This is a genomic window from Hymenobacter chitinivorans DSM 11115 (assembly GCF_002797555.1).
Classification (GTDB): Bacteria; Bacteroidota; Bacteroidia; order Cytophagales; family Hymenobacteraceae; genus Hymenobacter; species Hymenobacter chitinivorans.
The window spans coordinates 1-26110 of the sequence record NZ_PGFA01000004.1 but is presented as its reverse complement, the minus strand read 5'-3'; the positions used below and the strand labels follow the sequence as shown (position 1 = coordinate 26110).

At 60.4% G+C, this 26110-nt stretch carries 17 protein-coding genes; 5 read left to right on the top strand and 12 right to left on the bottom strand.

Translation table 11 applies throughout. The annotated features are described in order from the left end of the window. Positions 1-783: 783 nt before the first annotated feature. The 9 genes from CLV45_RS20090 to CLV45_RS20045 form a co-directional block, all read right to left on the bottom strand. Entirely contained in the window at positions 784-2421 is a 1638-nt protein-coding gene (locus CLV45_RS20090; protein ID WP_100338285.1) for an Ig-like domain-containing domain, read from the bottom strand. A gap of 287 nt (positions 2422-2708) precedes the next feature. Continuing rightward, complete coding sequence (locus CLV45_RS20080) at positions 2709-3602, bottom strand: class I SAM-dependent methyltransferase (RefSeq protein WP_100338283.1); 894 nt, start codon at positions 3600-3602, stop codon at positions 2709-2711. 116 nt (positions 3603-3718) lie between these two features. After that, entirely contained in the window at positions 3719-5587 is a 1869-nt protein-coding gene (gene mnmG / locus CLV45_RS20075; protein WP_100338282.1) for a tRNA uridine-5-carboxymethylaminomethyl(34) synthesis enzyme MnmG, read from the bottom strand. A 275-nt stretch (positions 5588-5862) separates the two neighbouring features. Further along, on the bottom strand, positions 5863-6585 hold the full coding sequence (locus CLV45_RS20070; protein WP_245882930.1) for a GNAT family N-acetyltransferase: 723 nt from the start codon (positions 6583-6585) through the stop codon (positions 5863-5865). 112 nt (positions 6586-6697) lie between these two features. Continuing rightward, positions 6698-7189: an rRNA maturation RNase YbeY gene (ybeY, locus tag CLV45_RS20065; RefSeq protein ID WP_100338281.1), complete on the bottom strand. Its 492-nt coding sequence runs from the start codon at positions 7187-7189 to the stop codon at positions 6698-6700. Continuing rightward, positions 7186-7644 (bottom strand): ATP-binding protein, encoded by a 459-nt coding sequence (locus CLV45_RS20060; protein WP_100338280.1) that lies wholly within the window; start codon positions 7642-7644, stop codon positions 7186-7188. Before CLV45_RS20060 ends, ybeY begins: the two co-directional genes overlap by 4 nt. A 41-nt stretch (positions 7645-7685) precedes the next feature. Next, positions 7686-11075, bottom strand: a complete 3390-nt coding sequence (locus CLV45_RS20055; RefSeq protein ID WP_245882929.1) for a DUF4175 family protein — start codon at positions 11073-11075, stop codon at positions 7686-7688. A gap of 597 nt (positions 11076-11672) precedes the next feature. Continuing rightward, entirely contained in the window at positions 11673-12920 is a 1248-nt protein-coding gene (locus tag CLV45_RS20050) for a BamA/TamA family outer membrane protein (RefSeq protein ID WP_245882928.1), read from the bottom strand. 228 nt (positions 12921-13148) lie between these two features. After that, on the bottom strand, positions 13149-16199 hold the full coding sequence (locus CLV45_RS20045) for a M16 family metallopeptidase (protein WP_100338279.1): 3051 nt from the start codon (positions 16197-16199) through the stop codon (positions 13149-13151). A gap of 427 nt (positions 16200-16626) precedes the next feature. On the opposite strand from CLV45_RS20045, the gene CLV45_RS20040 reads away from it, so the two are divergent. From CLV45_RS20040 to CLV45_RS20020, 5 genes are all read left to right on the top strand, one after another. Continuing rightward, entirely contained in the window at positions 16627-18342 is a 1716-nt protein-coding gene (locus CLV45_RS20040; RefSeq protein ID WP_100338278.1) for a M28 family metallopeptidase, read from the top strand. Between the two features lie 97 nt (positions 18343-18439). Next, a complete protein-coding gene (locus CLV45_RS20035; protein ID WP_100338277.1) occupies positions 18440-19009 on the top strand; it encodes a GNAT family N-acetyltransferase in 570 nt (189 codons plus the stop codon). 100 nt (positions 19010-19109) lie between these two features. Next, the gene (locus tag CLV45_RS20030) at positions 19110-19400 is read left to right on the top strand and encodes a hypothetical protein (protein ID WP_100338276.1); all 291 of its coding nucleotides are present in this window, start codon (positions 19110-19112) and stop codon (positions 19398-19400) included. A 4-nt stretch (positions 19401-19404) separates the two neighbouring features. Next, positions 19405-19965, top strand: coding sequence for a GNAT family N-acetyltransferase (locus CLV45_RS20025; protein WP_100338275.1), 561 nt, complete (start codon positions 19405-19407; stop codon positions 19963-19965). A gap of 124 nt (positions 19966-20089) precedes the next feature. Next, positions 20090-21313, top strand: coding sequence for a TPM domain-containing protein (locus CLV45_RS20020; RefSeq protein ID WP_100338274.1), 1224 nt, complete (start codon positions 20090-20092; stop codon positions 21311-21313). A 75-nt stretch (positions 21314-21388) separates the two neighbouring features. Here CLV45_RS20020 and CLV45_RS20015 read toward each other — a convergent pair whose 3' ends face one another. The 3 genes from CLV45_RS20015 to CLV45_RS20005 form a co-directional block, all read right to left on the bottom strand. Beyond that, entirely contained in the window at positions 21389-23044 is a 1656-nt protein-coding gene (locus CLV45_RS20015) for an MFS transporter (protein ID WP_100338273.1), read from the bottom strand. Between the two features lie 136 nt (positions 23045-23180). Next, complete coding sequence (locus tag CLV45_RS20010) at positions 23181-23462, bottom strand: hypothetical protein (protein ID WP_157807678.1); 282 nt, start codon at positions 23460-23462, stop codon at positions 23181-23183. A 217-nt stretch (positions 23463-23679) separates the two neighbouring features. Next, positions 23680-24081 (bottom strand): nuclear transport factor 2 family protein, encoded by a 402-nt coding sequence (locus CLV45_RS20005; protein ID WP_100338271.1) that lies wholly within the window; start codon positions 24079-24081, stop codon positions 23680-23682. Positions 24082-26110 lie beyond the last annotated feature (2029 nt).

Sequence of the window (26110 nt, the reverse complement as noted above, 5' to 3'; positions counted from 1 at the left end):
GAATGCCGGAAACGGGACTTTCCATTTTTTGAAAGCCGGCCGAGCTTATCCACAGGGTTAATAACTTTTGAATTAAATTTTTTAAAAGATTTCTTTTTGTCTCCACTCGTTGGGGGTGTTCATAAGTGGATAAGAAAATATAGTTATACACAGAGCGGATAACTTGTGTACAAGATTGAGCTTATACACCGTCTGTCAACAGGGGGTGTGGATAGTAAAACACATATTATAAATCACTTACGAGAATTATTCACAATTCACAGCGTTATCCACGAATCCACAATTCACAGGTTTTGCCGGGTGTGGATTAGGGTATTTTCCGGGGATAGTTATCCACCCTTATCCACGTCGGCAGTGTGGAAAGCGGCCTCTGTGCTGGGCTGCAGACGGGCAAAAAAACTTTTCCGCAACTTCTCCACGGGTTATCCCCACGTTTCCCCACCATTATCCACAGATTAACCCACTTAGGCGGAAAAGCCGACTATGGGCTGTGGAAAAAAATGTGGAAAGCACGTAGCTTCCTGATTCTGAAAGCTCCCCATGTGGATAGCTCAAAATGGCTGGTTTTAGGCCGGCGCTATATAGGAAAATACCCTAGCTGCCGGCCCGCTGGCCCCGGCCGGCCACACCAGCCCGCCGCAACCAAGGAAACGAGGAAAGTCGGACCGGCTTCCCTCCTGCCTGGCTTGGCTAAACCTTGTGACTGGTAGGCGGGCCGGCACGAAAAAGCCCCGGAGGCAGCAGCGTCCGGGGCTCGGGGTAAGTAAGGAAACGGGTGGGGACCTAGAAAGCCAGCTTAAGGTCTTCCACATCCCAGTTGGCCCGCACCTGAATGGGCTGGGGGGCCAGGTACACTGGCTCGGCCGGCACGATGAACTTCGGGTCGCCGCCGCGCCAGGTGCCGTTGTTGTCGGCGTCGATGAGCACGCGCAGGCGGTAGGTGCCAGGGGCCAGATTATCGAAGCGGAAAGTGTTTTTGGGGTTATCCAGCACGGCGGCAACCTGGTTGGTGCCATCCAGCAGCTGCAGTTGAAACCGCGCGTACTTGGTTTGGATGGTGCCCGCCACGCTGCCCACCGGCGACTGATCCGTAACCAACAGACGCACCGGTTTTAGGGCCAGGCGCTGGTCGGTAATGGTGGTGACGGCCGTCGAATCCAGGACGATACTAATGCTCTTCTTGGCCTTGGTGTTCAGGTTTACGGTCAGCAGCGTCCGGTCAGGGCTGAGCGTTGCCTCCTGCGGTACCCGGATGGGCCTGCGGGTGGTGGAGTCTTCGAGCAGGATGCCGATGGGCTGCTTCGTAAACGGGCGCAGGGGCTCCAGAAACTGAAACTTAACCTGACCCTGCCGGTACACGTCGCGGGGGGCGCCTACCACGGCATACTGTGGAGCCCGTCGGGCCGCCGCCGTGATGGTGCCCGGAAACTTAACGTTGATGGTATCCTGCCCGGTGTTGCCCACGCTGTCGGCGGTGGCCAGCAGGTAGCGGCCCTCGGTGAGGGCTGCGGTCCGAAACAGCGTTACGCTGCGGCCCTTTTCCGCGAGCAACAGGGCCTCGTTCAGCGGGGCCGGGGCGGGAGCCGTGGCCGCGGTGCCCAGGGGCAGCAGGCGGGCTTGGGTGAGGCCTTCGTTGAAGAAGATTTTGAATTGAGTGGGCGCGCCCTGCTGGCTGGCAATAATGGGGCGGCGGGCGTCGGGGCGCACCAGCACCAAGCGGAGCGAGTCGAGGCCGGGGCGCACCGTAACGGGCTCGGGCAAGTAGGCAATCTGCTCCCCTTCGTCGTAGCGGCCCGAGTTGTTTTTGTCGGCCAGGGCGTAGACGCGGTAGCGACCGGTTTTGAGGTTGTTCAGCACAAACGCGCCGGCTTTGTCGGTGCGCACCATATAATAGGGCTTGCCGCGCCGGATAGTCATCGTATCGGTTTCGGGATACAGCATCACGGGTACTTCGGCCGCGGCGGCCCCGCTCAGCAGCTGGGTTACCGAGCCGCGCACCGAGCCCGAGTCGAGGCGGGCGCCGGTGCTGAAGGTGACCAGCACGTTCTGGGCCGGCAGGTTTTCGGTGATGTCGGTAATGGCCGCCCCGAAGTTGAACGTGTAAGTAGTATTGGCCTGCAGGGGCTGGTCGAATACCAGGGAAATGGCGCTGCGCTCTTCCTTAACCTTGTACTTATCGTCTTCGCGCAGCACCGGGGCCACAATCAGGTTTTTGGACAGGTCGCGGAGCTGAATTGACTCCGAAAACTCCAGTCGGACGGTTTGCTCCCGCACGTTCACCGCCCCGTTGGCCGGGAAAGAGCCCGTGAGCTTGGGCGGAGTCACGTCTTTAGGGCCGCCCTGCGGCGAGCTTACGGCCGCGCAGCCGCTCACGAGGGCACTGGCGGAAAGCAGAACAAGCAGGTTAGCGCGAACGGACATTATACAGCAAAAGGGTGGTAACGGTAAGGAAAGCAATGGCCCCGAGGATACGCAGACTAACGCTCCGGGTGGGCTTATCGTCGGCGGGCAACAGCAGCACCGGCGCGGTTGTCACCGAATCGGGCCGCAGCGCCCGGCGCGCGGTGTCCGGGGGGAGCGTAAAGTGTCTCGCCACGGAAGCAGCTGGCGGCAAAGTGCTTAGCCCCTCCCCTCCCCTGCCAGCTGCGGCCCCGGGGCCGGCCACGAGCCACGTCAGGACCAGGACCAGCCGCCGTACCCGCATAGTTTTAGCGTTTGTGGGCTACGTAGATAACGCTTGAATACAGGCCTTCGTGTTCTTCGGCGTACTTATTGGATTTGTAGCCAGCCTTGAGCACGTTCATCAGCCCGCCGCCCCGCTCGGCCCGGTGCTTCTCGCTGAGCATGCTCACGTAGTAAGCATCCAGGGGCATAGGCAGAGTTTCGGGCACCGTGAGCTTATGCTTTTTGAGCAGCAGCTTCATGGTTTTGGGGCTGAAATGGTAGAGGTGGCGGGGCACGTCGTAGGCGGCCCAGTCCTGGCGGTAGTGCTGGGCGTCGAGGCTGTCCACGTTGGGCACGGCAATGATGAGCACCCCGTCGGGCTTGAGCAGGCGCACGAGCTGCTGCAAAGTCTCGTTCAGGTTGTGGACGTGCTCCAGCACGTGCCACAGGGTAATGGCATCAAAGGAGGCTGACTCAAACGAAACCAGGTTTTCGTTGCCGATGGGCTGGCCCACCCGCTCGGAGGCTTCCTGCTGGGCGCGGGCGTTGGGCTCTACGCCGGCCACCTGCCAGCCGCCGGAGCGGGCCGCGGCCAGGAAGTGGCCCGTGCCGCAACCGTAATCCAGCAGCTTGCCTTTGCGCGGGGCCAGCTTATTGACCAACGCCACCTTGCGGCGCATCGTGAAAAAGCGGGCAACCTTGTAGGCCTGGTTGATGACGCCGGTAGCCGTGCTGTTGTGCGAAACGTAGTCGTCGGACTCGTAGTAGCGCCCGATGGCCTCGATGCCGGGCCGCGGGTTGGTAAACTGAAAGGTGCAGTTCTGGCACTGCACGATGGCAAAGCTTTCCTTGCTCACCGACTTATCTTCTACTACCAGCTTGTTGCGAAACTCGCTTTTGCCACAAACCGGGCAATTTTCCAGACGTTCGTACGACACGCTTTGAGGGAATGTTGAATGCTGAATGTTGAATGTTAAATGCTGAGTGCCAAACGGCGTGGCTACAGTGTAACCAGCCATTCAACATTCAACTTTTAAGATTCAACACTGCTGAATTATCGGCCAAGGTACACCATCAGCACCGAAACGTCGGCCGGCGACACGCCGCTGATGCGGGCGGCCTGGCCCAGGGTTTCGGGCTGCACCTTGAGGAGCTTTTCCCGGGCCTCGTGCGAGAGGGCCGGCATTTGCTGGTAGTCGAGGCGGCCTTGAATGACGAAGTTTTCCAGCTCGGCTACCCGGGCGGCCTGCTGGTTTTCCTTCTCAATGTAGGACTCGTACTTGATGGCAATAATGGCCTGCTCCAGGCTGTCGGGCTGGTACTGGCCCAGGGCCAGCGTCAGGGCCGGCAAGGTGCGGGTCAGGTGCTCGAGCTCCAGGTTGGGGCGGCGCAGCAGGTTCACGGCCCGGGTCCGCTCGTGCAGCGTGGCCGAGCCCAGCTCCTCCAGCAAGCCGTTGATTTCGGCCGGCTCGATGGCAAAGTTCTTCAGCAGCTTCACCGCTTCGGCCGTTTCCTGCTGCTTGCGCTGCACCCGCTCCATCCGCTCGTCGGAGGCCAAACCCAGGGCGTGGCCCAGTGGCGTCAGGCGCAGGTCGGCGTTGTCCTGGCGCAGCAGAATGCGGTACTCGGCCCGGCTCGTAAACATGCGGTAAGGCTCGTCGGTGCCTTTGTTGACGAGGTCATCAATGAGCACGCCGATGTAGGCCTCGCTCCGTTTCAGGATAAAGGGTTCCTGGCCGTGCACGCGGTTGTGGGCGTTGATACCGGCCATCAGACCCTGGCAGGCGGCTTCCTCGTAGCCCGTCGTGCCGTTGATCTGGCCGGCGAAGTAGAGGTTTTTGATCCGCTTGGTTTCCAGGGTCAGGTTGAGCTGGGTCGGCGGGAAAAAGTCGTACTCAATGGCGTAGCCGGGCCGGAACATTTTAGCATTCTCGAAGCCCGCAATCTTGCGCAGGGCGCGGTACTGCACGTCTTCGGGCAGCGAGGAGCTGAAGCCGTTGATGTACATTTCGACGGTGCTACTGCCCTCGGGCTCCACAAAAATCTGGTGACGGTCCTTGTCGGCGAAGCGGTTGATTTTATCCTCCACGCTCGGGCAGTAGCGCGGCCCCAGGCCCTTGATGCGGCCTTGGAACATCGGCGACTTCTCGAACCCCTCGCGCAGGATGTCGTGCACCTCCTGGTTGGTGTAGGTGATATAGCAGGGGCGCTGCTTGACCAGGGCGGGTGTGTCGAGGTAGCTGAATTTGCTGGGCACCTCGTCGCCGGCCTGCTCTTCCATTTTGGAATAGTCCAGGCTGCGGCCGTCCACCCGGGGCGGGGTGCCGGTTTTCATGCGGCCCGTCTCGAAGCCCAGCTCCTGGAGCTGCTCAGTGATGCCGGTGCTTTTCTTTTCGGCGGCGCGACCCCCGCCGAAGTTTTTCTCGCCGATATGAATCAGGCCGTTCAGGAAAGTGCCGTTGGTGAGTACCACCGACTTGCCCCGGAACTCGATGCCGAGCTGGGTTTTGACGCCCACCACCGTGTCGTTTTCCACCACGATACCCGTCACCGATTCCTGCCAGAAGTCCACGTTCGGGGTTTGCTCCAGCGTGTTGCGCCACTCCTCGGCAAAGCGCATTCGGTCACTCTGCGCTCGGGGGCTCCACATGGCGGGGCCTTTGGAGCGGTTCAGCATCCGGAACTGAATCATGGTTTTGTCGGTGATAATGCCCGACTGCCCGCCCAGCGCGTCTACTTCGCGCACGATCTGGCCCTTGGCCACCCCGCCCATGGCCGGATTGCACGACATCTGGGCAATGGTGTTCATGTTCATCGTGACCAGTAGGACTTTAGAGCCCAGGTTGGCCGCGGCAGCCGCTGCTTCACAACCAGCGTGGCCGGCCCCTACTACAATAACATCGTACTCTTCTTGCTGAAACATGGACCGCGGATTTTAGACGGATTCGACGGATGACGCGGCTGGCAGACGACTCGGGACCCCGCCTGATGGCTTGGGTCCTGGACCTGTTGCGCGGGCCGTTGGAGGCAAACAGTAACCACTCGGGGGAAGTTCGCGCTCCTCGACCCCGCAAGCACCCGCGGCGGGGCCGGGGCTTTTTTCAGGTCATCAACTGCGGGAAACCAGGGGCAACACGCTCAAAACGTGCGCAAAGATACGGATTCAACGGCTTTTTCGCGCGGCCTGCTTCCGCCGCTCTAACCGAGGTCGGCCAGGTCGTCGTCCTGCCAATCGGCCAGCAGCTCAGCGGATTGGCGGGCTACGGTTTCCCAGGAAAAAGGCTCCCAGTAGTGGTGGCAGGCGTCGAAGACTTCGGTGGCCGCCGGACAGGGGAAAAGCTTGTAGTTGAATTTGGGGTAGTCGTGGGCCAGGTAGCCGGGGTAATAGTAGCGGTGCTGCTGACGCTGGGCGTGCTCGATTTTGAGCAGCATCAGGTATTTGCCCAGGCTGTGCTTGCGGTAGTCGGGGTGGTAGAAGTTCATGATGCCGGCCAGGCTGCGGGCCCCGCTGTCGAAGATGCCAGCGGCAATGAGCCGGGCTCCGTCGCGCACTTCTACCACGCCGGTCGAAAACACGTTGTGGCTGGCCCCAGCCAGCAGAAACGACTCCACCGTGGGCGGGGCGTCAAAGTTTATCGAGGCCCGGTAGGCGGCGTATAAGTTCTCCAGCTCATCGGTCAGCTGAAAGCGGCGCAGCGTTACCGAAAACCGCTCGTTGAGCCGCAACAGCCGGCGCTGCTCAGGACCATACTGCACCTCGCCCAGCACAATTCGTAGCCAGTGTACCGTGTAAAAGCCGCCCTCAATGGGCAGAAAGCGGCAGGTAAACAGGTCCTGGTGCATCCGGTAATATCCCTGGCTCAGGTAAAAGTCCAGCGCCTCGCCGGGAATAATCAGGTGGTGGGAGGAGGAAGCAGACATAAGGTAAAGATGAGAATAATGGCCTGCAATGACGGGCTTCTAGTACTGGCAATAAACAAAAATGCCCGCAGCAGGGCGGGCATTTTGACTAAAATAGCGGGAAGCCAGAGCTTTAAAAAGGCCGCAGCGAAAGGCAGTAGTCTTCTTTCTTGCGCATGGCCGTCTGGCTCAGCAAATCCTTGTCGGCGTAGCCCAGCAGGTGGAGCACGCCGTGAATCATCACGCGGTGCAGCTCGTCGTGGAAGCTGACGCCCAGCTGTTGGGCATTTTCCCGCACCCGGTCGACGCTGATGAAAATGTCACCCTCGATGATATCGGCATCGTCGGCGTTATCGAAGGTGATGACGTCGGTGTAGGTGTCGTGGTCGAGGTACTCGACGTTGACGCGGTGCAGATACTCGTCGGAACAGAAAATATAGGTCAGCTGCACGATTTTGTGTTCGTGCACCTGGGCAATTTTCTCAATCCAGGAAGTCAGGGCCTCGGCTTCGGAGAGCTCAAAGTCGACGTCCTCGACCAGGAACTCGATGCCGTGTGACTCGTGCGACTCCTCGGGCAGGCCCGCATTCATTTCATTTTCCGTTCCGGGAGGGTGTTGGTTCATGCCGCGTTTTCGCTGGAAACGGTGTCGGTGGCGGAGGATTCGTCGGTTTCGGCCGGCGTGAGCATAAAGGTCAGCTGCACGTTGCGGCCGTCCTTGGTGAACTCAACCTCATCGGCCAGGTGGCGAATGAGGAAGATGCCGCGGCCCCCGGGGTTTTCCAGGTTTTCGGGCGCGGTGGGGTCCAGCAGGTCGGTGTAGTCGAAGCCTTCACCTTCGTCTTCCACCTCAAACTTCACGCGGTCCTTATCGACGTAGAGCGACAGGTACACGTTGCGGTCCTTATCGAACTTGTTGCCGTGACGAATGGCGTTGTTCACGGCCTCCGTGACGGCGACCATGATATTGCCATAGATATCGTCCTCGATGTGAAACGTATCCTTTGAGTTGTCGATAAAGCTTTCTACGACGCGGATATTTTCGACGAGCGAAGGAATCTGAATTTTAACCTGTTTCATAGGTATGTAAAAGGGAGCGGGGCGGTAAAATTAGCGGAACACTATTTCATTTTCTGAAAATATTCACTCACCTCCCGCTGATAGTACGGCGTGAGGGCCGGTGGAACGGTCCGCAAGAGCTCCGTTTGCCGATTTTTCTGCTGCTTATATTTCTCAAAAGCGGGCGGAAACACCGGCGGACGGTTCTGAGCGGTCTGCGCTTCACGCTTGTCGTCCTGGTCCCGCTCCCGGGCCGATTTCTCGACTTCCAGCAAGCGGGTCATGATTTGGCGCTGACGCAAAATGGTTTGCTCCGTTAGCCGCTTGTTTACGAGGTCGGTTTCGGTTTGTTCCATTAATTTCTTCAGGTCGCCGGTGCCACCCATGCCGTTCTGGCCTTTGCCTTCCTTGCTGCCTTGCTGGAGCTTATCGAGTTCTTTGAGGGCTTCGCGGAGCATTTGCTGTTGAGCTGCGAGTTTAGCTAAATCTTCCGACAAAGCCCGACCGGTTTTGCCGCTCTGCTGCAGCTGCTGAATCTGCTGATTGAGCTGCTGCTGCATCTTGCCCAGCTGGCCTTCGCCGGGGGAGCCGCCTTTCTTTTTCTTTTTGCCCCCGGGCTTGCCCCCGCTCTGCTGACTCTGCTGCCCCTCGCGCTGCTCCTGCTGCATCTGCTGCAGGGCGTCGTTGAGCATCAGGGCCAGGTTGTTCATGCTGGTCATGGCCAGCTGCTGGCTGCTGGTAGCCCGGCCCACATTGCGCTGCCGGATCTGGTTCAGGGACTCGTCCATCTGCCCGTTCATCTCCCCTACTTCCCGGGTTACGAACGACTTGATCTGGAATACTTTCTTGGCCAGGGCATATAAGGAGTCCTGGATGATGGCCGCGTCGTCCTTGAGCTTGCGCTGGTTCTGGCCCAGCTGCACGAAGCGCGGGTCGGTCTGGTCGACGGAGCGGAACTGCTTCATCAGGTTTTCCTGGTCGAAGCTGAGCGTAATCAGGTTGTCGAGGATGTCGCGCAGGTCGTCGATGTTCTGCTGCTGCTGCTCGTCTTCGTCCTGCTCCTGCTGCTGCTTCATCTTCTGGGCCATCTGCTGCATCTTCTGGGCGGCTTGCTTCTGGCTCTGGCTGGCTTTCTTGTTCTGATTCTTGCTGAGCTGCTCCTGGCTGTCCTGCTGCTGCTGGTCCACGTCCTGCTGGTCCTGCTTCATGTCGTCGGCGCCATTCTGGTTGTCGAGCTGCTCGTCCATCTTCTTGAGCTCGTCCAGTTCCTTTTTCACGTCCTGAAACTCCTGCTGCTTTTCGGCCTGCTCCTGCTTGAGCTGCTCCTGTTTCTGCTGCTGGTCCTGCTTGGAGTCGCCTTTCTGCTGGTTGTCCTTGTCGTTCTTCTCGGTTTGCTCGGCCAGCTTTTCCTGCTCCTGGGCCAGCTGCTCCAGCTTTTCGGTGGCCTGCTCCATCTTCTGCTCAAACTGCAGCTGCTTGAACATTTCCAGGGCCCGCTCCAGCTCTTTCTGCAGGGTATTCTCCTTGTTTTCGAGCTGCTGCAGCATCTTCTGGAGCTGGGCGTCGGGCGTCTTCTGCTCTTCCAGCAGCTTTTTGAGCTGGTCGTAGAGCTTCTTGGTTTCGGGGTCGAGCAGGGAGTCCATGAGCTTCTTGAGCTCCTCGGCCTTCTCGCGCAGCTCCTCGCTCTTGGGGTCGAGCTGGTCCTGCTTCTGGGTCAGCTCCTCGAACATCTTCTTCATGTCGGCCAGCTGCTGGTCCATCTGCTGCTTCTGCTCGAGCATGTCCTGGAGCTGCTTTTTGTCCTGGAAGTTGAGGTTGCGCTTGGTCTTGAGCTTGTCCTCGGTCTTGGCCATTTCCCGCTCCAGCTTCTTGGACTTCTCGGCCGCCTGGCTCAGCTGGTTCTGCACCGACTGCGACTGGGCGTTCATCTGCTCCCGCAGCTCTTTAGTGGAAGGCAGCTTGAACTCGGCCGCCCGGGTGCGGGCCGCTTTGGGGCCGTGCACGCCGTCGTTGTCCCACACCTGCAGGAAGTATTCGACCCGGTCGCCGGGCTTCAGGTTCAGGGGGGCCAGGTCCCACTGGTAGGCGTAGCTCTGGCTGGGGCCGCTTTGCAGGGCCAGGGCGCGGGCCTTGTACTCGCCATTGGGGCGGGCCTTCGAAGTCACGCGGTAGTGGAGCTGCAAACGGCTCAGGCCGTAGTCGTCGCGCACCGAGCCGCCCAGGGCCAGGTAGCGCAGGGAGGTCGTGTCGGCGAAGCTCTCCACCGTAATTTCCGGTACGAGGTCCGGAATGGCGGTAATCTGGTACTGAATTGGGTCCCGGTTCAAGCTCGCGGCATTCCGCAGGCGCACGGCGTATTCCTGACTGCGCAGGATGCGGCGCGAGGTTTCAAACCCCTCGCCCGACTCGGTGGCCGTGACGGTTTCCTGGGGGTTGGTGAAGAGCAGCTGTAGTTCGTCGGTGGCGGCCGTGGCGAATTCCCAGCGCACGGTGCTGCCCTCGGGCACGGTGAGGTTGCCGGTGTTACGGATGGTTTCGGCGGGCTTGCCGATATACGTTGGGTAGGTGACGTGCACGGCGAAGTCGCGCAGGTTGGGCCGCTCCCGCACCAGCAGGTCGTAGTCGTCGGAGGTGAAGCCGGCGGCCGAAAGCTGGAACTCCACGTCGCGCTGCAGCTGCTTGAACTCGTAGGTGTACTTGTTGCCGCTCTGCTTGCTCAGGCGCCGCTCCCGGCCCCCGTACACGATGCTGATTTCGTTGGGCAGGGCCTCGCCTTCCACCGTCACGGCCAGCGCGTAGTTTTCGCCCTTAAAGGCCTTCAGGTCCTTGTTTTCGACGATAAACCTGAACGGGGCGGGCGGGGAGTAGGCGCGGTTGTAGTGGAAAATCCGCTCGGTGCCCTGCACGAACAAGGCCGGGTACACCAGCAAGAGCAGCAGCATGATGCCGGCCGGAATGGCCACGTACTTCCACAGCGGCCGGGTCTGGGCCTTGATGTTGATGCCCTGCGAAAACTCCAGGCCGGTCAATTGACCCGCCCGCTGCTCGAGGCTGGCGGCAATGAGCTCATTTTCCCGGGCCTGGCCCTGCAGCTGCAGGGCGTTGAGCAGCTTGTCCTGGACCTGGGGGAATAATTCGCCGACCCGCTGGGCGGCTTGCTCGTCGCTGAGCAGGCGGCGCAGGTTGGTCAGGGCGGCCAGGGGCTGCCAGATCCAGTGCACGAAGGCGTAGACCGTCAGGGCCAGGAAGCCAAAGAGCAGGCCGCCCCGCACCCAGGTGGGCAGGTAGAGGAAATATTCCAGGGTGTTGAACACCAGGAAAAGCGTGAGCAGCAGCCCGCCCGCCACCAGCGCACCGCGCACCAGCAGGTTGAGGTAAAACTTCCGCTTAAAGGCATCCAGTTGCGCCAGGACCTGCTCCAGGGCCGGCGCATTCGTAGTCGTTACAGGCACAGATTCTTTCTCCAGTCCACTAAAAGAGCCCAGGGCGGACTCTCCGGAAAGATACGCAATATAGCCGCGGAGGCTGCATGCGCCCCCGCCAGCTAAACGACAACAGCCCAGGGGTAAATTGTTCCGGATGGAAGCCCGGGGCGCCATCTGCACGAGGTAGAGACGCATATTTGCGTCTCAATCGTTGTTTATCCTGGGTCCGGGGCGGGCGGGTCGTTCAACGATTGAGACGCAAGTAGGCGTCTCTACAGCCCGGCCGCCCCCCCGGGATTTGCACCAACAGCCGGCCAGAGCTCTGGAAGGCCATCCAAAGTTTTCCCGAGGGCCTGGCAGAGTTCTGCTGGGCCGACCAAAGTTTTCAGGAGAGCCCGGCAGAGTTCTGGAAGGCCAACCGAAGTTTTCCCGGGGGCCCGGCAGAGTTCTGGAATACCGACCGATGTTTTCGGGAGGGCCCGGCAGACTTCTGCCGGGCCCTCCGAGGTTTTCGGGAAGGGCCGGCAGACTTCTGGACGGCCGTCCGACCTTTTTAAGACCTTACGGAGTGACCAGGCGGGCTCGGCTTGGATTTTCCGGCCAGCAGAAGTACGCTGGTTCGGGCTAAAAGACCTCCCCCAGGTTGACCACGAGGCCCTTGGAGCCGTCGGCGCCGATGCCGTAGTCCACGGACAGGTTGGTGCGCGACACTTTGTTCAGGTTCAGGCGCATGCCGGCACCCACGGCGGGCATCACCCGGTCGAACTGGCTGGCCAGGCTGCCCGACTCCAGGTGCAGATCTTCCGACACGGTTTGGGCGTTGCCGAAAACCACGCCGCCCAGCAAGTGGTTGCGGGTGATGCCGAAGCGGTACTCGGCCTCGGCGTAGAGCAGGTTTTTGCCCCGGAACCGGCCCTGGATAAAGCCCCGGCCCAGGTTGCTGAACGTGTCCCAGCCGGTGCTGGGCAAATCCAAAAAGGGCGGGTTGCCGTGCAACGTCAGGGCGTTGTACGACCAGAAGGCCAGCACGTCGGTGGTGCGGGGCGAGAGGCGCAGGTAGCGGCGGGCATCCACGAGCAGGGTCTGGTAGCTGCGGTTGCTGCCCAGGCTTTGGGTGTTGGCCCGCAGCACGGTATTGAGGTACACGCCGCCGAGGGGGTTAATGGCGTTGGCCCGGCTGTCGTAGAGCACACTCAGGGTGGGCCCGGCCGAAATGGAGCGGCCCGTAATGCCGTAGGGGTAGCTCGAAATGCGGGTCAGCTCCCGGCGCGGGGTGCGGCTTTCAATGTCCCAGTGGTCATCGAGGCTGAAGCCCAGGCCGGCGTAGAGGTTGGGTCCCACCCGGCGCAGCACGCTCTGGTAGAAGCGCAGGTACTGGTAGTCCATCGTCACGGCCCGGTCGGTGGTGGTGTGCATGCCCAGGCCGTAGGTGCTCTGGGGGTAGTGCATCAGCCGCCAGTCGCCGACCCAGTACAGGCGGTTACCCTTGCTCCAGACGGCGGGCGTGGCCGTGAAAATGAGCTGCTTGTTCTGGGTGTAGCTCAGCACCGCCGTCAGGGCCGAGAGGTTGGCTTCCGGCCGCCGAAACAGCACATTGCCGGTGAGCTGCACCAGGCCGCGGGTTTGCTGGGTGTAGCTGATGGTCGGAATGAGCCAGACGAACTTGCCACCCTGCTGCAGGGCCAGCGAGTCGTGGGCGGTGACGTGGGTGCGGGGAAAAACCGAGCGGTAGGCGTCCACAATGTCGTGGGTGGGCCGGGTCGTCAGGGCCGGGAGGCTGTCGGCGGCGGGCACCTGGGCGGCGGCGCTCAGCGAAGCGCAGAGTAGCCCCACTGCTGCCCACCAGCGCCGCCCAATCGAAGAATATGACACGTTGAAGTGTTCTAAGTAGCGCCAGCTTGGCCCGGCGCCCGAATTATGTCCAGTAGCTACCTAACAGGACGAACTGCGGCCGGAAATACTTTCCAGCCAAGGCAGATAAACCGGGAGCCGGCGGAAAAGTTGGCGGTGGACCCAGGAAACCCGGCGGCGCTATAGCCAACAAAAAGCCCGGCTCCTGCTGAGGAACCGGGCTTTTTACTGTTCGGAAAACGGCGGGCCTTACTCGGCCTTTTCCTTCACCTTGGTGCCGTCCTCGTCCTTTTTGAGCTTGCGCTTGGCTTTGCGGCCGTCCTCATCCTTGGTCTTGGACTTGGCCTTCTTCACGTCCTGACCCTCCGCGGCCGGGGCGGCCGCCGTCGCCGACACAGTGCCGGCGGCGGGTATGGCCTTGGTGAGGCGGTTGCCCTCGGCGTCCATTTCCACGATGTCGTAGCCCAGGGTGGTAATGTCGGGGAACACCTTGTTCCGGTCCCCGACCACCACGATGTACATCTTATCCACGGGCAGGTATTTCTGGGCCGTGGCCTGCACGTCTTCCTTCTTCAGGCTTTGCAGGATGGCGTTCTGCTGCTGCACGAAGTCGGGGGTGAGGTCGTACTCGAGCAGGCGGGCCAGGAAGGCGGCTTTTTGCTGGCCGGTTTCGTACTTCAGCGCGTCGCTCTGGCCCACCGAGGTCTTGAGGGTTTGGAGCTCGTCGTCGCTGATGCCGGTGGTGAAGTTCTTGAGCTCCTTCTCAAACTCGACCAAAGAAGCCGTGGTAGCATCGGCCCGCACGCCGGCCTGGGCCGTAAACGGGCCCACGTAGCGGCTGCCCCGGAAGCCGGAGTAGGCCCCGTAGGTGTAGCCCTTCTCCTCGCGCAGGTTGCGGTTGATGCGGCTGGTAAACTCGCCGCCGAGCAGGTAGTTGGCCAGATACGCCCGGTAGTATTCCCCGGTGGCGTCGTAGGGCAGGGCCAGGTAGCCAATGCGGATTTCGGACTGGGCGGCGTCGGGCTTATTGACGAAGTAGATGCGGGTTTTGTCGGGCTGGGGGTTGGGGTTGCCGGCGGGCAGGGTCAGGCCCTTGCGGCCCCAGTTCTTGAGGAAGCCCAGCTTGCTGACCACGTCCTTCTGGTCCACGTCGCCCACAATCACCAGGTGGGACAAATCGGGGCCGTAGTACTGCTGGTAAAACTGCTTCACGTCGTCGAGCGTGAGGCTCTGCATCGTGCTGGTGGTGCCGCCCACGGGCACGCTCATGATGTCGCCGGGGCCGTAGAGCAGGGCGTTGTAGGTGTTGTTGGCAATGACGGTGGGCTGGGTGCTCTGGTTGGCAATGGCTTCCAGGGCCTGCTTCTTGACGCGGGCAAAGTCGGCCGCATCGAAGCGCGGGTGCAGCAGCTGCTCTTCCAGCAGGGCCAGGGTGGCGGGCAGGTTTTTGGTCAGGCTCTGCACGCTCACTGAGGTGTTGTCGGGGCCGGGCGTCACGGTAATGGAGCTGCCGAGGCGGTCCAGGGCGTCGGCCAGCTGCTCGCCGGTGTACTTCTGGCTGCCTTCGTTGAGCATGGTAGCCGTGAGGGCCGCCAAACCAGCTTTACCCGGATTAGCCTGCTCCAGGCGGTGGCCGCCCCGGATGGTGAGCAGCATATTCACGGTGGGCACTTCGGGGTTGCGGCTGCCCATCACCCGCAGGCCGTTCTGGAACTGCTCCTGCCACAGGGCGGGCACTTTCACCACGGGGTTGGCGCCGGCGCCGGGCAGTTTGCTGCGGTCAAACGTGTCCTTGGCCTTCACGTAGGTCAGGCCTTTGTACTCGTCGGCCGGGGCTTTGTAGTCGGCCTTGCTGATGCTGAAGTTGTCGGGCCGGGCGGGCTGGGTGGGGGCAGCTTTGGGCAGCACGCTCAGCACCACGGCCTTTTTGCCCTTGATGTACTGCCCGTACACCCGCTGCACGTCGGCCTTGGTCAGGGCCCGCAGGCGCTGCAGCTCCACGGTGATATAGTTGGGGTTGCCGGTATAGGTCTGGTTGGCGGCCAGGCGGCTCACTTTGCCGCTCACGCTGCTCAGGCTGCTCACCAGGTCGGCTTCCCGGCTGGCCTTGAAGCGCTGCAAATCCTCGTCTTTCACCCCGCGCTTCTCAAACTCGGTCAGGGTCTGGCGCAGGCGGATTTCGAGGCTGTCGAGGCCCTTGCCGGGGAAGGCCCGGGCGGCCAGGGTAAACTCACCGCCCAACTCGGCCGTGGGGTGGTAGGCCACCGCCGTTACGGCCTTCTGGGGTTTAATCAGGTTTTTGTAGAGCAGGGAGTTCTTGCCGCCCCCGATGATTTCGGCCAGGGCGTCGAGGGCGGTTTCGTCGGGGTGGTTCTGGGGCACGGTCGGGAAGACCATCTGCACCAGCGGAAAGCGCACGTTGTCCTGGTAGCTCACGTAGCGGTCCTGGCTCAGCTTGGGCTCGGGCAGCTTCATGTTCTGCACGGCCGGCCCGCGCTGGATGCTGCCGAAGTACTTCTCGGCCAGGGCCACCACCTCGGCCGGCTTCACGTCGCCGCCCACGGTCAGGGTGGCGTTGTTGGGGCCGTACCAGCGCAGGAAAAACTGCTTCAGGTCGTTCACGTCGGAGCGGTCCAGGTCTTCGAGGTAGCCGATGGTGAGCCAGCTGTAGGGGTGGCCGTAGGGGTAGAGGGTTTTGGCCACGTACTCGCTCACCAGGCCGTAGGGGCGGTTGTCGTAGTTCTGGCCCCGCTCGTTTTTCACCGTGGCCCGCTGCACCTCAAAGCGCGGCTGCGTTACGGCATCGAGCAAAAAGCCCATGCGGTCGGCTTCCAGCCACAGGGCCCGCTCCAGCTGGTTATTCGGGATGGTTTCGTAGTAGTTGGTCCGGTCCCGGTTGGTGCTGCCGTTGTTGGTGCCGCCCGAGCCGATAATAACTTTGTCGAACATGCCCTGGGGGGCATGGTCGGAGCCCTCAAACATCATGTGCTCGAAGAAGTGGGCAAAGCCCGACTTGCCGATCTGCTCCCGGGCTGAGCCCACGTGGTAGGTCACGTCCACATGCACCAGCGGGTCGGAGTGGTCTTCGGTTACAATCAGCGTGAGGCCGTTAGGCAGCAGGTACTTTTCGTAGGGAATGACCAGCTCGCCGGGCTTGCGGGTTACTTTTTCGACGAGGCGGGTGCCGGTAGCGGAGGCGGCCGGGGCCGGAGCCGCGGCGGGCTTTTGCTGCTGGGCGGTGGCCGGAGCCGTGGCCAGGACGGCCCCAAAGCCCAGCAGGAGAAGGAAGTGTTTGTGCATAGAAAGGAAATTCGGGAAGAAGGCGGGAAGGTAAGCAGTAGTGAACAGACAGTGCGCCGGGCGGCCCGTTGCGTGCGGCCGGGGCCGCCGCGGGCCTACAACGCCGCCACCCGCTGATTTTGTGCCAACAAGCCGCTTTTTAGCTTCCGCCAGCCCTTTCGGCGCCCTGACAAATGCACGCGCTGACGTGTCGGAGGCTCGCGCCGACGTGTCGGACTCTCGCGCGGAGGTGTCGGAGGCTCGTGCTGAGGTGTGGGAAGCTCGCGCGGAGGTGTGGGAAGCTCTTGCCCACGTGTAGGAGGCTCGCGCGCCGCTGCAGAAAGTTCGCGCGGCCGTGTAGAAGGCTCGCGCCGGGCCTTGGGGCTTGCAGTGCGCCGTTTTTTTGGCACCTTGAATCGTTAATTCCTCCTTCCCCCTTCCTTCTTTCATGCGCTTCACCTCTCCCCTGCTGGCCTCCGGGGCCCTGCTGCTCACTTTGCTGCCCGGCTGCCAGAGCCGCAGCTCCGACTCTGCCGCCACCGCCGGCCAGCCCGGCACCGAGGCCCCGGCCGACACCGTGGTACCCGCCTCGCCCAACGACGGAATTACGGCCCAGCTGATTGGCAACCACATCAAGGTGCTGGCCTCCGACGAGTACCAGGGCCGCAAGCCCTTCACCGTGGGCGAGCAGAAAGCCACCACCTACCTGGCCGAGGAGTTTAAAAAGCTGGGCCTCAAGCCCGGCCCCGACGGCACCTATTTCCAGAAAGTGCCGCTGGTCGAAATTACCGGTACGCCCGCGCCCACCATGCAGATCAGCGGGGGCAAGCAGCCGTTTGCCCTGAACTACAAGACCGACTACATGGCCTTTACCGAGCAGGAAAAGGAGCAGGTAGCGCTGAATAACTCCCCGCTGGTATTCGCCGGCTACGGCGTGGTGGCCCCCGAATACGGCTGGAACGACTACGCCGGCCTCGACGTGAAAGGCAAAACCGTGGTGGTGCTCGTGAATGACCCCGGCAACGCGGGCAACGACACGACCATGTTCAAGGGCCACGCCATGACGTATTATGGCCGCTGGATGTACAAATACGAGGAAGCCGCCCGCCAGGGCGCCGCCGGCCTGCTCATCATCCACGACACCAAGCCCGCCGCCTACCCCTGGAGCGTGGTGCAAAGCAGCTACTCGGGCGCCAAGCTCCGCAACCAGACCGCCGACAAGGGCGCCAGCAAGTGCACCCTGGAGGGCTGGATAACCCTGGACGCGGCCAAGAAGCTGTTCTCGGCCGCCGGCCAGAACTACGAGGAAGCTTACACCGCCGCCAACCAGAAAGGCTTCAAGGCCCGGCCGCTGAACCTGAACGTGAGTACCAGCATTACCAACAAGCTGCGCCGCCAGGAATCCAAGAACGTGGTGGCCGTGCTGCCCGGCACCACCCGCCCCGACGAGTACATCATCTACTCGGCCCACTGGGACCACCTCGGCATCGGGGCCCCGGTGGCCGGCGACTCTATCTATAACGGGGCCGCCGACAACGCCAGCGGCTGCGCGGCTTTGCTAGCCATTGCCCAGGCCTTCCAGCAAGCCAAGGAAAAGCCCCAGCGCAGTATCGTGTTCCTGGCCGTGACGGGCGAAGAGCAGGGCCTGCTGGGCTCGATGTACTACGCCAACCACCCGTTGTTCCCGGTGCGCAAAACCGTGGCCGACCTCAACATGGACGACCTGCCCAACACCGGCCCCATGCGGGATTTGACGGTTATCGGCTACGGGCAGTCGGAGCTGGATGAGTACGCCCGGGCGGCGGCCAAAGAGCAGGGCCGCTACATTCAGCCCGACCAGAACGCCGACAAGGGCTACTTCTTCCGCTCCGACCACTTCAGCTTTGCCCACGTGGGCGTGCCTTCCCTCTACGCCAGCGGCACCGCCGACAGCTGGACCAAGGGCAAGGCCTACATGAAGAAGATGAGCGAGGAATTCGAAGCCAAGCACTACCACCAGCCCTCCGACGAGTATAGCCCCACCGCCGACTACCGCGGCATGGAGTGGGATGCCCGCCTGCTGTATTCCGTGGGAAGCAAGCTGGCCAATGAAACGACCTTCCCGCAGTGGAAAGCCGGCTCCGAGTTCAAAGCCATCCGCGACAAAAGCCTGGCGGGAAAGTAAACGGGTGCAGGGCCCGCCTATTTCCCCGCCCGCCGGGCCGCTCCCGCGCAATGGCGGCCACCTATCTTTGCCACCCCGCGAAGCCGTATAGTCTGCTATGATTCCGCTCATCACCCACACGCCCCGCCTCACGCTCATTGCCGCCAGCCGGGCCCTGCTCACCGCCGAGCTGCACAAGCCGCACTACTTCCCGATCCTGCTCGGGGCCGCCCTGCCCGCCGACTGGCCCCCGGGGGAGTACGACGTGGAGGCCATGCGCCATTTTCTGGAGCAGCTCACGGCCGGGGGCCGCACCGCGGCGGGCTGGTACGGCTGGTACGCTCTGCGCAAAGCCACTGCCGACCAGCCGACCACGCTTATCGGGGCCGGGGGCTTTCTGGGCCCGCCCGATGCGGAAGGCACGGCCGAAATTGGCTACTCCGTGGCCGCCGACTGGCGCGGGCAGGGCCTGGCCACCGAGCTGGTAGCGGGCCTGGTGCAGCAGGCCAGTCATACGGGCCAGGTGCGGCAGCTGGTAGCTCACACCCAGCCCGACAATCTGACTTCCCAGCGCGTTTTGGAGCGTAACGGCTTTGTAGCAGCCGGTACTGCTGCCGACGGCCGGCCCCGTTTTGCCCGGCCCATCGAGCCCAGTGAGCCGCCGGTGTCCACTCATTTGCTGCCCTAACCCCACCGGCTACCGGCAGTTTTGGGGCGGAGGCTTGGGCCCAACCTCCGGGCCGCGTATGTTTACGGCCCGAGGACCCCGGGGTGTTTTCTCTCTAGCCATGCACGAGCAAATTCTTCAGTTGGTAAGCCAAGCCCACGCCCTGACCGAACAGGGCGCTGCCCAGGAAACAAACCAGTGGGAGCGGAAAAAACTGGTCTTGGCCGATTTGTCGCTGCACCTGGTGCAAACGGCTTTGCGCAGTGGTCCACTCGACGCCCGGGACCTGCAGCAGCGCCTGTTTGCCATCCTGACCCTGGCCGACGGTTTGTTGCCAACCGTAGACCTCAAGCTCACGGCCGAAGTGCTTTTTGCGGCCAGCCAACCCAAACCGGCAGCTTCTAAGTCCTAGCCTCATGCTGCAGTTCCAGCTTACGCCCTTCCCCGTCCTGACAACGCCGCGCCTGCTGCTGCGCGAGCTTACCCCCGACGATGCGGAAGCCATCCGGTTTTTCCGCTCCGACGAGGAATTTCTGCGCTACATCCCCCGCGAAAAGCAACCGGAGTTAGCCCAGGCCCAGGCCCACTTGCGGCTGCTGGCCGAACTGCTGGCTTCTAATCAGGGCATAGCCTGGGCGCTGTGCCGGCCCGAGCAGCCCACCGAGCTGCTCGGTACCATCTGCCTGTGGAATCTGCAGCCCGAGCACCACCGGGCCGAAGTCGGGTACGGCCTGCACCCCCACTACGCTGGCCAGGGCCTGATGACCGAAGCCCTGCAAGCCGTAATCAGCTACGGTTTCGACCAGCTGCGGCTGCATAGTATCGAGGCGCAGCTTGATCCGGCCAATGCGGCGTCCGTTAGCTTACTGCGCAAGCACGGCTTTGTGCAGGAGGCATACTTCCGGGAAAACTATCTTTTTCGGGATAAGTACCTCGATGGGGCCGTGTATTCGCTGCTAACACCGCACCAGGAGTAGGGTAGTTGAGAGTAATTCCGCTCAGGCGGCAGCAAACGGTACCTGCGCTGGCATAGCCACGCGGCAGGCAGGTTCGTAAAAGTGAAGCAGTTCAACTTAAACCGCTCACCTCACTTCCTGCACCATGCCCCGTCTTCTTTTCCTTGTTTGGGCCTTCCTGGCCGCCATCCTGGCTGGCCCGGCCTGGGCTGCGCCGGCCGATGACATTCCGCCCCGCCCCACCCCGTTCCGCTTCGTTACCGACCAGGGCCAGCTGCTGAGCCCGGCCGAGGCCAAAACCCTGGAAGGTGGCCTGCGCCGCTACGCCGATAATACCGGCACCCAGATTGTTGTCGTGACCGTGCCCACGCTCGAGGGCCGCAGCGTAGCCGATTACGGCCGGGAGCTGGGCCAAACCTGGGGCATCGGGCAGCGCGACAAAGACAACGGCCTGGTAATCCTGCTCGGCGCCCAGGAGCACCAGGTCACGGTTCAGGCCGGCGCGGGGCTGCGTTCGGCTATTACGCCCGAACTCACGGCCCGGGTTATCAAGCAGGATATGACGCCGCGCTTCAAGCAGGGTAACTACTTCGCCGGTTTGCGCGCTGGCCTGAACACGCTCATGCTGGCTGCTAACCCCGATTCGAACCCGCAGAAAAACCAGCCGGCGCCGGCCGCTTCTCCCGCCCCCAGCCCGACCAGCCCCGAATTGAGCACCGCTGAACCCGGTGCTGCCGCGGCCCCCATCAGTTCCGTCCCGGTATCGGCCCCCGAGCCGGAGTCGTCGGGCTTCGGCCTGGGCACGCTCGCACTGGGGGCTCTGGTTATCGGCGGTGGTATCTGGTTGCTTACCCGTCTGTTCCGCCGCTCGTCGGCACCGGCCGGTAGTCCCGCCCCCGACTTTTTACCGAACCGCGGCACTAGCGGCGGCTATAATCAGCCGGGCTACAACCAGGCACCCGGCCGCCAGCCGGCCCCGGATTTCTTGCCCAACCGCGGCAGCGGCTCTGGTAGCGGCGTAGGTGGTATGCTCATGACGGGGGCCGCCGCCGCGGCCGGAGCTTACCTGGGCAACCGTATGGCCTCCAGCCACGACACGCCCCACAACGACCAGTTCAGCCCCGATTCGCCGGCTCCGCACCTGGGTTATGGTGCGGCCGGCCCCGCCACCAGCGGCGGTTTCCCGGCCCTGGATGGCCCCGCTGCCACCGATAATCCGGCGCCCGACTACTTTTCTGAAGACTCTGGCTCGAGCTCGGCGCCCGACTACTTTTCATCCGACGAAAGTTCTTCCTACGACGACCCTTCCTCCGGCGACTCCGGTGGGGGTGGCTTCGATGATACCAACGATAACAGCGGCTCCTGGTAGCCCAACTTGGCCCACACGCAAACTGGCCGCTCTTCCCGGGGCGGCCAGTTTGCGTTAATGAAGGTATGGTGCCAGTTATTGCGGCCCTTCCATCGTTTCGTAGGGCGTGGCCACTTCCACGTTCGGGGTTTTGGGGAAAGCCAGGAAGTGCGTAACCCGGGGCGGCTGCGGGCCCGTGTGCAACTGCCGGACCTGGGCCTCTACGGCTTGGTCTTCCTTGGTAAACCGGTGGTGCTGGCGCTGATGCTCTCCCCAGGTGGCCACGTAGAAAAACTCGGTAATGCGCCTGGCATCAGCTACGTCCGAAAATACGCCGGCCCGCAACGCCCCATCCCGCAGCCGCAGCCGGGTAAGGCGCGCCACAGCCTGCCGAAATGCGGGTAAGTCGGCGGTTTCTACTTCGTATTCAATCATTACCACCACCGGCCCATCGTCCGGGTCAATGCTGCTCTGCACCGCGGGGTCGGGCCAGTGTTCGGCCGGAGCCAAATCCAGCCCTTCCGCCGAGCGCATCGGAAATGGAATGGCCAGCAACATGCTCACCAGCATCCAGGCGGCCGTAGTTAGCAAAGCAATTTCCAGGGAAGCCCGATCCGCCAACTCACCCCATACGATACTGCCCAGCGACAGTCCCGCCTGAAACACGAGCATGTACATGCTCACTACCCGGGCCTGTACCCACTTGGGCACGTGTAGCTGCACAGTGGTGCTAAAGCTGGTCATCACCATCAGCCACGCTATTCCCGACAGGAACATCACCGGGTATAGCCAGTACACCACCGTCACGAAGGCCAAGCATACGTTAGTGCCCACAAAAACCAAGGTTCCAAGCAGTACCCGCTGGTTGAAATTCAGCTTGTCACCGGCTCGGCCCATCAGCAAGGCCCCCGTTATGGCCCCTGCTCCCAGCCACGACAACATCACGCCGTAAGTGCCCGAGCTCAAATTCAGCTTGTGCCCAATAACCACCGACAGTAGCCCCCACATGGCACTGGCCCCGAAGGAAAAGGCAAACGTGCGAAACAGCACGGCGTAAATGGCCGGCGAATACTGCACGTAGCGCAGCCCCGCCCGTAGGGCCCCGGCAAAGTTTTCAGCGGGTCCGCTGCTGGCTTCCTCGTTGCGCTTCCACGAAAACACCACGGCGTAGGTGCCCAGAAACGACAACCCGTTCACCAAGAAAACCCAGCCCGGCGAGTAATACGCAATAATAAGCCCTCCTACCGCCGGCCCAATGGCGCGGGCAATGTTGTTGCTGACCCCATTTAGCGTAATGGCAAAAGGCAGCACCGGCCGGGGTACCAGCTCCGTGGTTACCGTTTGCCATACCGGCGCGTTCAGCGCTGCCCCGATTCCCAGCAGAAAAGTAAAAGCTAAGACCCCGAAGGCCGATATTTCACCGAGTAGCGTGAGCCCCCCGAGCACGAAAGCCACCACCGCCATGAAGCCTTGCGTCAGCAGTAGCAGCCGCCGCCGGTCAATTAGGTCTCCCATGGCGCCGGCAGGCATGCTGAGCAAAAACGCTGGCAAGCTGGTCGCTGTCTGCATTAGCGCCACTAGCAAAGCCGAGGTAGTCAGCGTCGTGACAAGCCACACCCCCGCCACATTTTGCATCCAAGTTCCAATGTTAGATACCACCGATGCAATCCAGATGGCTCGAAACAGGGCGTACTTCAGCGGCGTCCCCAGCGTTGCCTTGCCCTCCAAGGGGATAATAGGACCAGAACTCATGATGCGTAGCCAATAAATATGGTAGTGTACGTTCTAACCAGCCGCCTGTGTCGCCATAGGCTGCTTGCCGACCAGAAAACAAACAGCCGCACTTTCCCGGAAGGAAAGTGCGGCTGCTACCTGACGCCGAAACCCGTTACTGGTTGCGCGTTGGTGGGTCTACGGTAATGACACCTCTGCGCGACGACTCGGTTTTAACCTTGCGCTTCGCTTTGCGGCGGGCAGCCCAGCGTCTGAACAGGCCGGGCTTACGGTGCTTTTTGCGGCCTTTATAGCGTTTGTAGTTCGGACGCGGAATGGGGCGGGCTGCCACGGCACCTTCCGTAATAGCTACGCTGGCTTCCGATTCGGCCATAGCCGTGCCGGGCTCGCCCAAACATAGCACCGCACACAGCAGTAAGAGCAGTAGTTTGTACATAACGCAGATGAAAAAGTGAGCTTTACGCTTCGCACAAACAACCTGAACAGTGAAATACTACCGTCCACCTGCTATGTTGGGCGAATTCTCCATTTCTACTAGCCAATACTATACCAGTATGGAAATGGTGTTTTTATTAAACGCAAAAAAGTTCACTGTGGATTCAGCCGTTTGCCAATATGCTCTCCACGCTCCCATCTCGCTCCTCTACGGTAGCTTAAAAAGGATCAAAGCAGTTATAGGTACGCTGCTTGATAATCTTGTTTTCCACTAGCTCGAACACCATGCAGAATTGCGCCGCCAGCTGCTGCCCCCGTACCAGCGGACCAATATCACTGGTCAACGTGGCCCGCCAGTATGCTTCCACCACAACACTACCGTCCGGGCAGTGATGGGCCCGCTGCAATTCGAAATGCGGGTTCACCAGCAGCTCTCGTCCGGCACGAATGTTATCCAAGATTTCCGCGAAAGACCGCCGCTGAATGCTGCGATTTAGCAAGTTTGGAAACTCAACCTGCTCAACGTCAGGATGCAATACCTCCGCGTACGATGCCGGGTCTATTTCCAGTGATTCACTTAAGCTCAAAAAATTTGTGATGACTTGCAGTTGCTCGGCCATAGGAGTGGGAAAACAGGTAGTGTAGAGCCTCAAGATAGAGGATGAAGAGCGTTCAACGCTACTACCGTTACAACCGACTCAGTGTTGCGCTTAGTATATATTTTTCCAAATATAAAATCCCTCCTTGTTTGCGGTCTTGCCTAGCTGGTCCCAAGCTGCTGAGTTCCCGCACTCTTCCCATCGGCTTATGCTCCCCGTTTGGTGTCGTCTTCCCAGGCTGCCCTCACTGCTTTAGAGTGGGTTTGCTTATGCTGCTGAATCACCCGGCTAGCGCAAAAGCAGTGAAGCAGCTCACCCGGCCCTAGAAGGATCGAGTAAGCTGCTTCAGCATTCTGCCAGCAAAAGTGTACCGGCTTACTTGTTACGTACAGGTTTATCCACTCTTACCGAAGGAATTGCCTTATGCTTACGCTTACGCATTGCCTTCCGGCGCAGCGACCACCGCTTAAATACGCCCAGCTTTTTAGCCTTATGACGGCTATTGCCACGGTAGGTCTTGTAGTTTGGTCGGGGAGTGGCCGTCTCTGCCATCTCAGTTTTGTCAACTGAGTATTCAGTTGCAGTAGCCTGTACTGCCTGGGGCTCTAGTAGCGTGAACAGCGCGCACAAGAGAATGAGTATTGTTTTGTACATAGCTAAGATTTAAATGTTGAAAGAGCCGTTTCATCATCCCAATACATTGACTAAATCCAATACTTAGGACTTATGATGCTTCTAAATTAAGAATAATGCGCTTAATTATCCAAATTCATTTCATTAAATATTAGCAATCTACTTTAAACACAAATTGTTCTTTTCGAAGTATATCGTGACACCCGTTTACAGCCTTTCTCCTGTCATATATCAACCCGTCCCCTAGGTTATAGTCCAGTACATCTACACGGCACCTTCAAGTTATGACACCTACTGAGATGCCCCACAAGGCTTGTCCCTTCCTGTTCCTCATATTCTAACGCCTACTACCTTACTGACTCACCAGTAAACTAACACTACTGCCTTACCGAACTCATTTCGTCCTCTACTTATATAAGTAGCCATTAAGGTAGGTGCTCAGCTTACCTATAGTTAGGTAGCCTCGTAAGGCTAAGTTGTCAATCAAGGCTTCATAGTACCCCTTACTTCTAGGAAAGCAAATACCCCAAGCTCTGACTGCTCTTTACCTAACCCACGGCAAACAGCCAGCAAATGCCTAGCTAAGCCTAATGAAGTATAGCAGCTTGCTCTTACACTCTCACTTCTGCCCGCTTTGCCGCTGCACACGCTATACACAGCACTATACTTCTAAATAAAACACTGCATCCAAATCGTAAGACCCGTGTTATACAGTCTATCATTCTTCGTCACCCGTGACTGGTTGAACTCTTGTTCATCCATTTTTTTCACAGAGCAGGAACCTTTACCCAGCTTGCCAGAGTTAGTCATCCGCTTTGGCTGCTCTTCTAAGCATTCTCTCTTAGAGCACGATAGGTGGATATCGGGAGACAGGCGAAGGAATTTTAAAGATTATTTTGCCGACGGAGGTTGCATTCTTGCAAAGCACTCTTACCTTTGCAGTCCCAAATCGAACGGAGGCGGGCTACGAACAACGGAGAGAAAAAGTTTTTCACCTTGTTTGGAAAGCAAGCAAAAAGGTTCTTACCTTTGCAGCCCGCTTCGAGAGGAAGGGGAAAGCGAGTGACGGAAACGAGTCGGAGGTTGAAAAATAAATTTTCACTTTCACTTGCGAAACGAAAAAAGGGTTGTACCTTTGCACTCCCAAACCGAACGAGGGGCGGGGAATACGAGTAGAACACGGCTAGCCTGGCTAGTACAGGGTTTCACCAACAGGGTGAGGCACACGTTCTTTGAATAGTTGGAAATGACAAATAGGTAAGGCTTTCTGCTCGTAAGAGTAGAGAGTCTAACAAGCGACAACGAAACGAGACTTACTCGTTATACGAGTCGGATCAGCACTCGACATCAGCTTACTTACGAGTAAGTGTAGGAATTTATACAATGGAGAGTTTGATCCTGGCTCAGGATGAACGCT

What these genes read in the sequence shown, in the direction of transcription:
- CLV45_RS20090 (WP_100338285.1), bottom strand. Translation starts at nt 2,421, where the DNA reads ATGTCCGTTCGCGCTAACCTGCTTGTTCTGCTTTCCGCCAGTGCCCTC.
- mnmG (WP_100338282.1), bottom strand. Translation starts at nt 5,587, where the DNA reads ATGTTTCAGCAAGAAGAGTACGATGTTATTGTAGTAGGGGCCGGCCAC.
- CLV45_RS20070 (WP_245882930.1), bottom strand. Translation starts at nt 6,585, where the DNA reads ATGTCTGCTTCCTCCTCCCACCACCTGATTATTCCCGGCGAGGCGCTG.
- ybeY (WP_100338281.1), bottom strand. Translation starts at nt 7,189, where the DNA reads ATGAACCAACACCCTCCCGGAACGGAAAATGAAATGAATGCGGGCCTG.
- CLV45_RS20060 (WP_100338280.1), bottom strand. Translation starts at nt 7,644, where the DNA reads ATGAAACAGGTTAAAATTCAGATTCCTTCGCTCGTCGAAAATATCCGC.
- CLV45_RS20045 (WP_100338279.1), bottom strand. Translation starts at nt 16,199, where the DNA reads ATGCACAAACACTTCCTTCTCCTGCTGGGCTTTGGGGCCGTCCTGGCC.
- CLV45_RS20040 (WP_100338278.1), top strand. Translation starts at nt 16,627, where the DNA reads ATGCGCTTCACCTCTCCCCTGCTGGCCTCCGGGGCCCTGCTGCTCACT.
- CLV45_RS20035 (WP_100338277.1), top strand. Translation starts at nt 18,440, where the DNA reads ATGATTCCGCTCATCACCCACACGCCCCGCCTCACGCTCATTGCCGCC.
- CLV45_RS20030 (WP_100338276.1), top strand. Translation starts at nt 19,110, where the DNA reads ATGCACGAGCAAATTCTTCAGTTGGTAAGCCAAGCCCACGCCCTGACC.
- CLV45_RS20025 (WP_100338275.1), top strand. Translation starts at nt 19,405, where the DNA reads ATGCTGCAGTTCCAGCTTACGCCCTTCCCCGTCCTGACAACGCCGCGC.
- CLV45_RS20020 (WP_100338274.1), top strand. Translation starts at nt 20,090, where the DNA reads ATGCCCCGTCTTCTTTTCCTTGTTTGGGCCTTCCTGGCCGCCATCCTG.
- CLV45_RS20015 (WP_100338273.1), bottom strand. Translation starts at nt 23,044, where the DNA reads ATGAGTTCTGGTCCTATTATCCCCTTGGAGGGCAAGGCAACGCTGGGG.
- CLV45_RS20010 (WP_157807678.1), bottom strand. Translation starts at nt 23,462, where the DNA reads ATGTACAAACTACTGCTCTTACTGCTGTGTGCGGTGCTATGTTTGGGC.
- CLV45_RS20005 (WP_100338271.1), bottom strand. Translation starts at nt 24,081, where the DNA reads ATGGCCGAGCAACTGCAAGTCATCACAAATTTTTTGAGCTTAAGTGAA.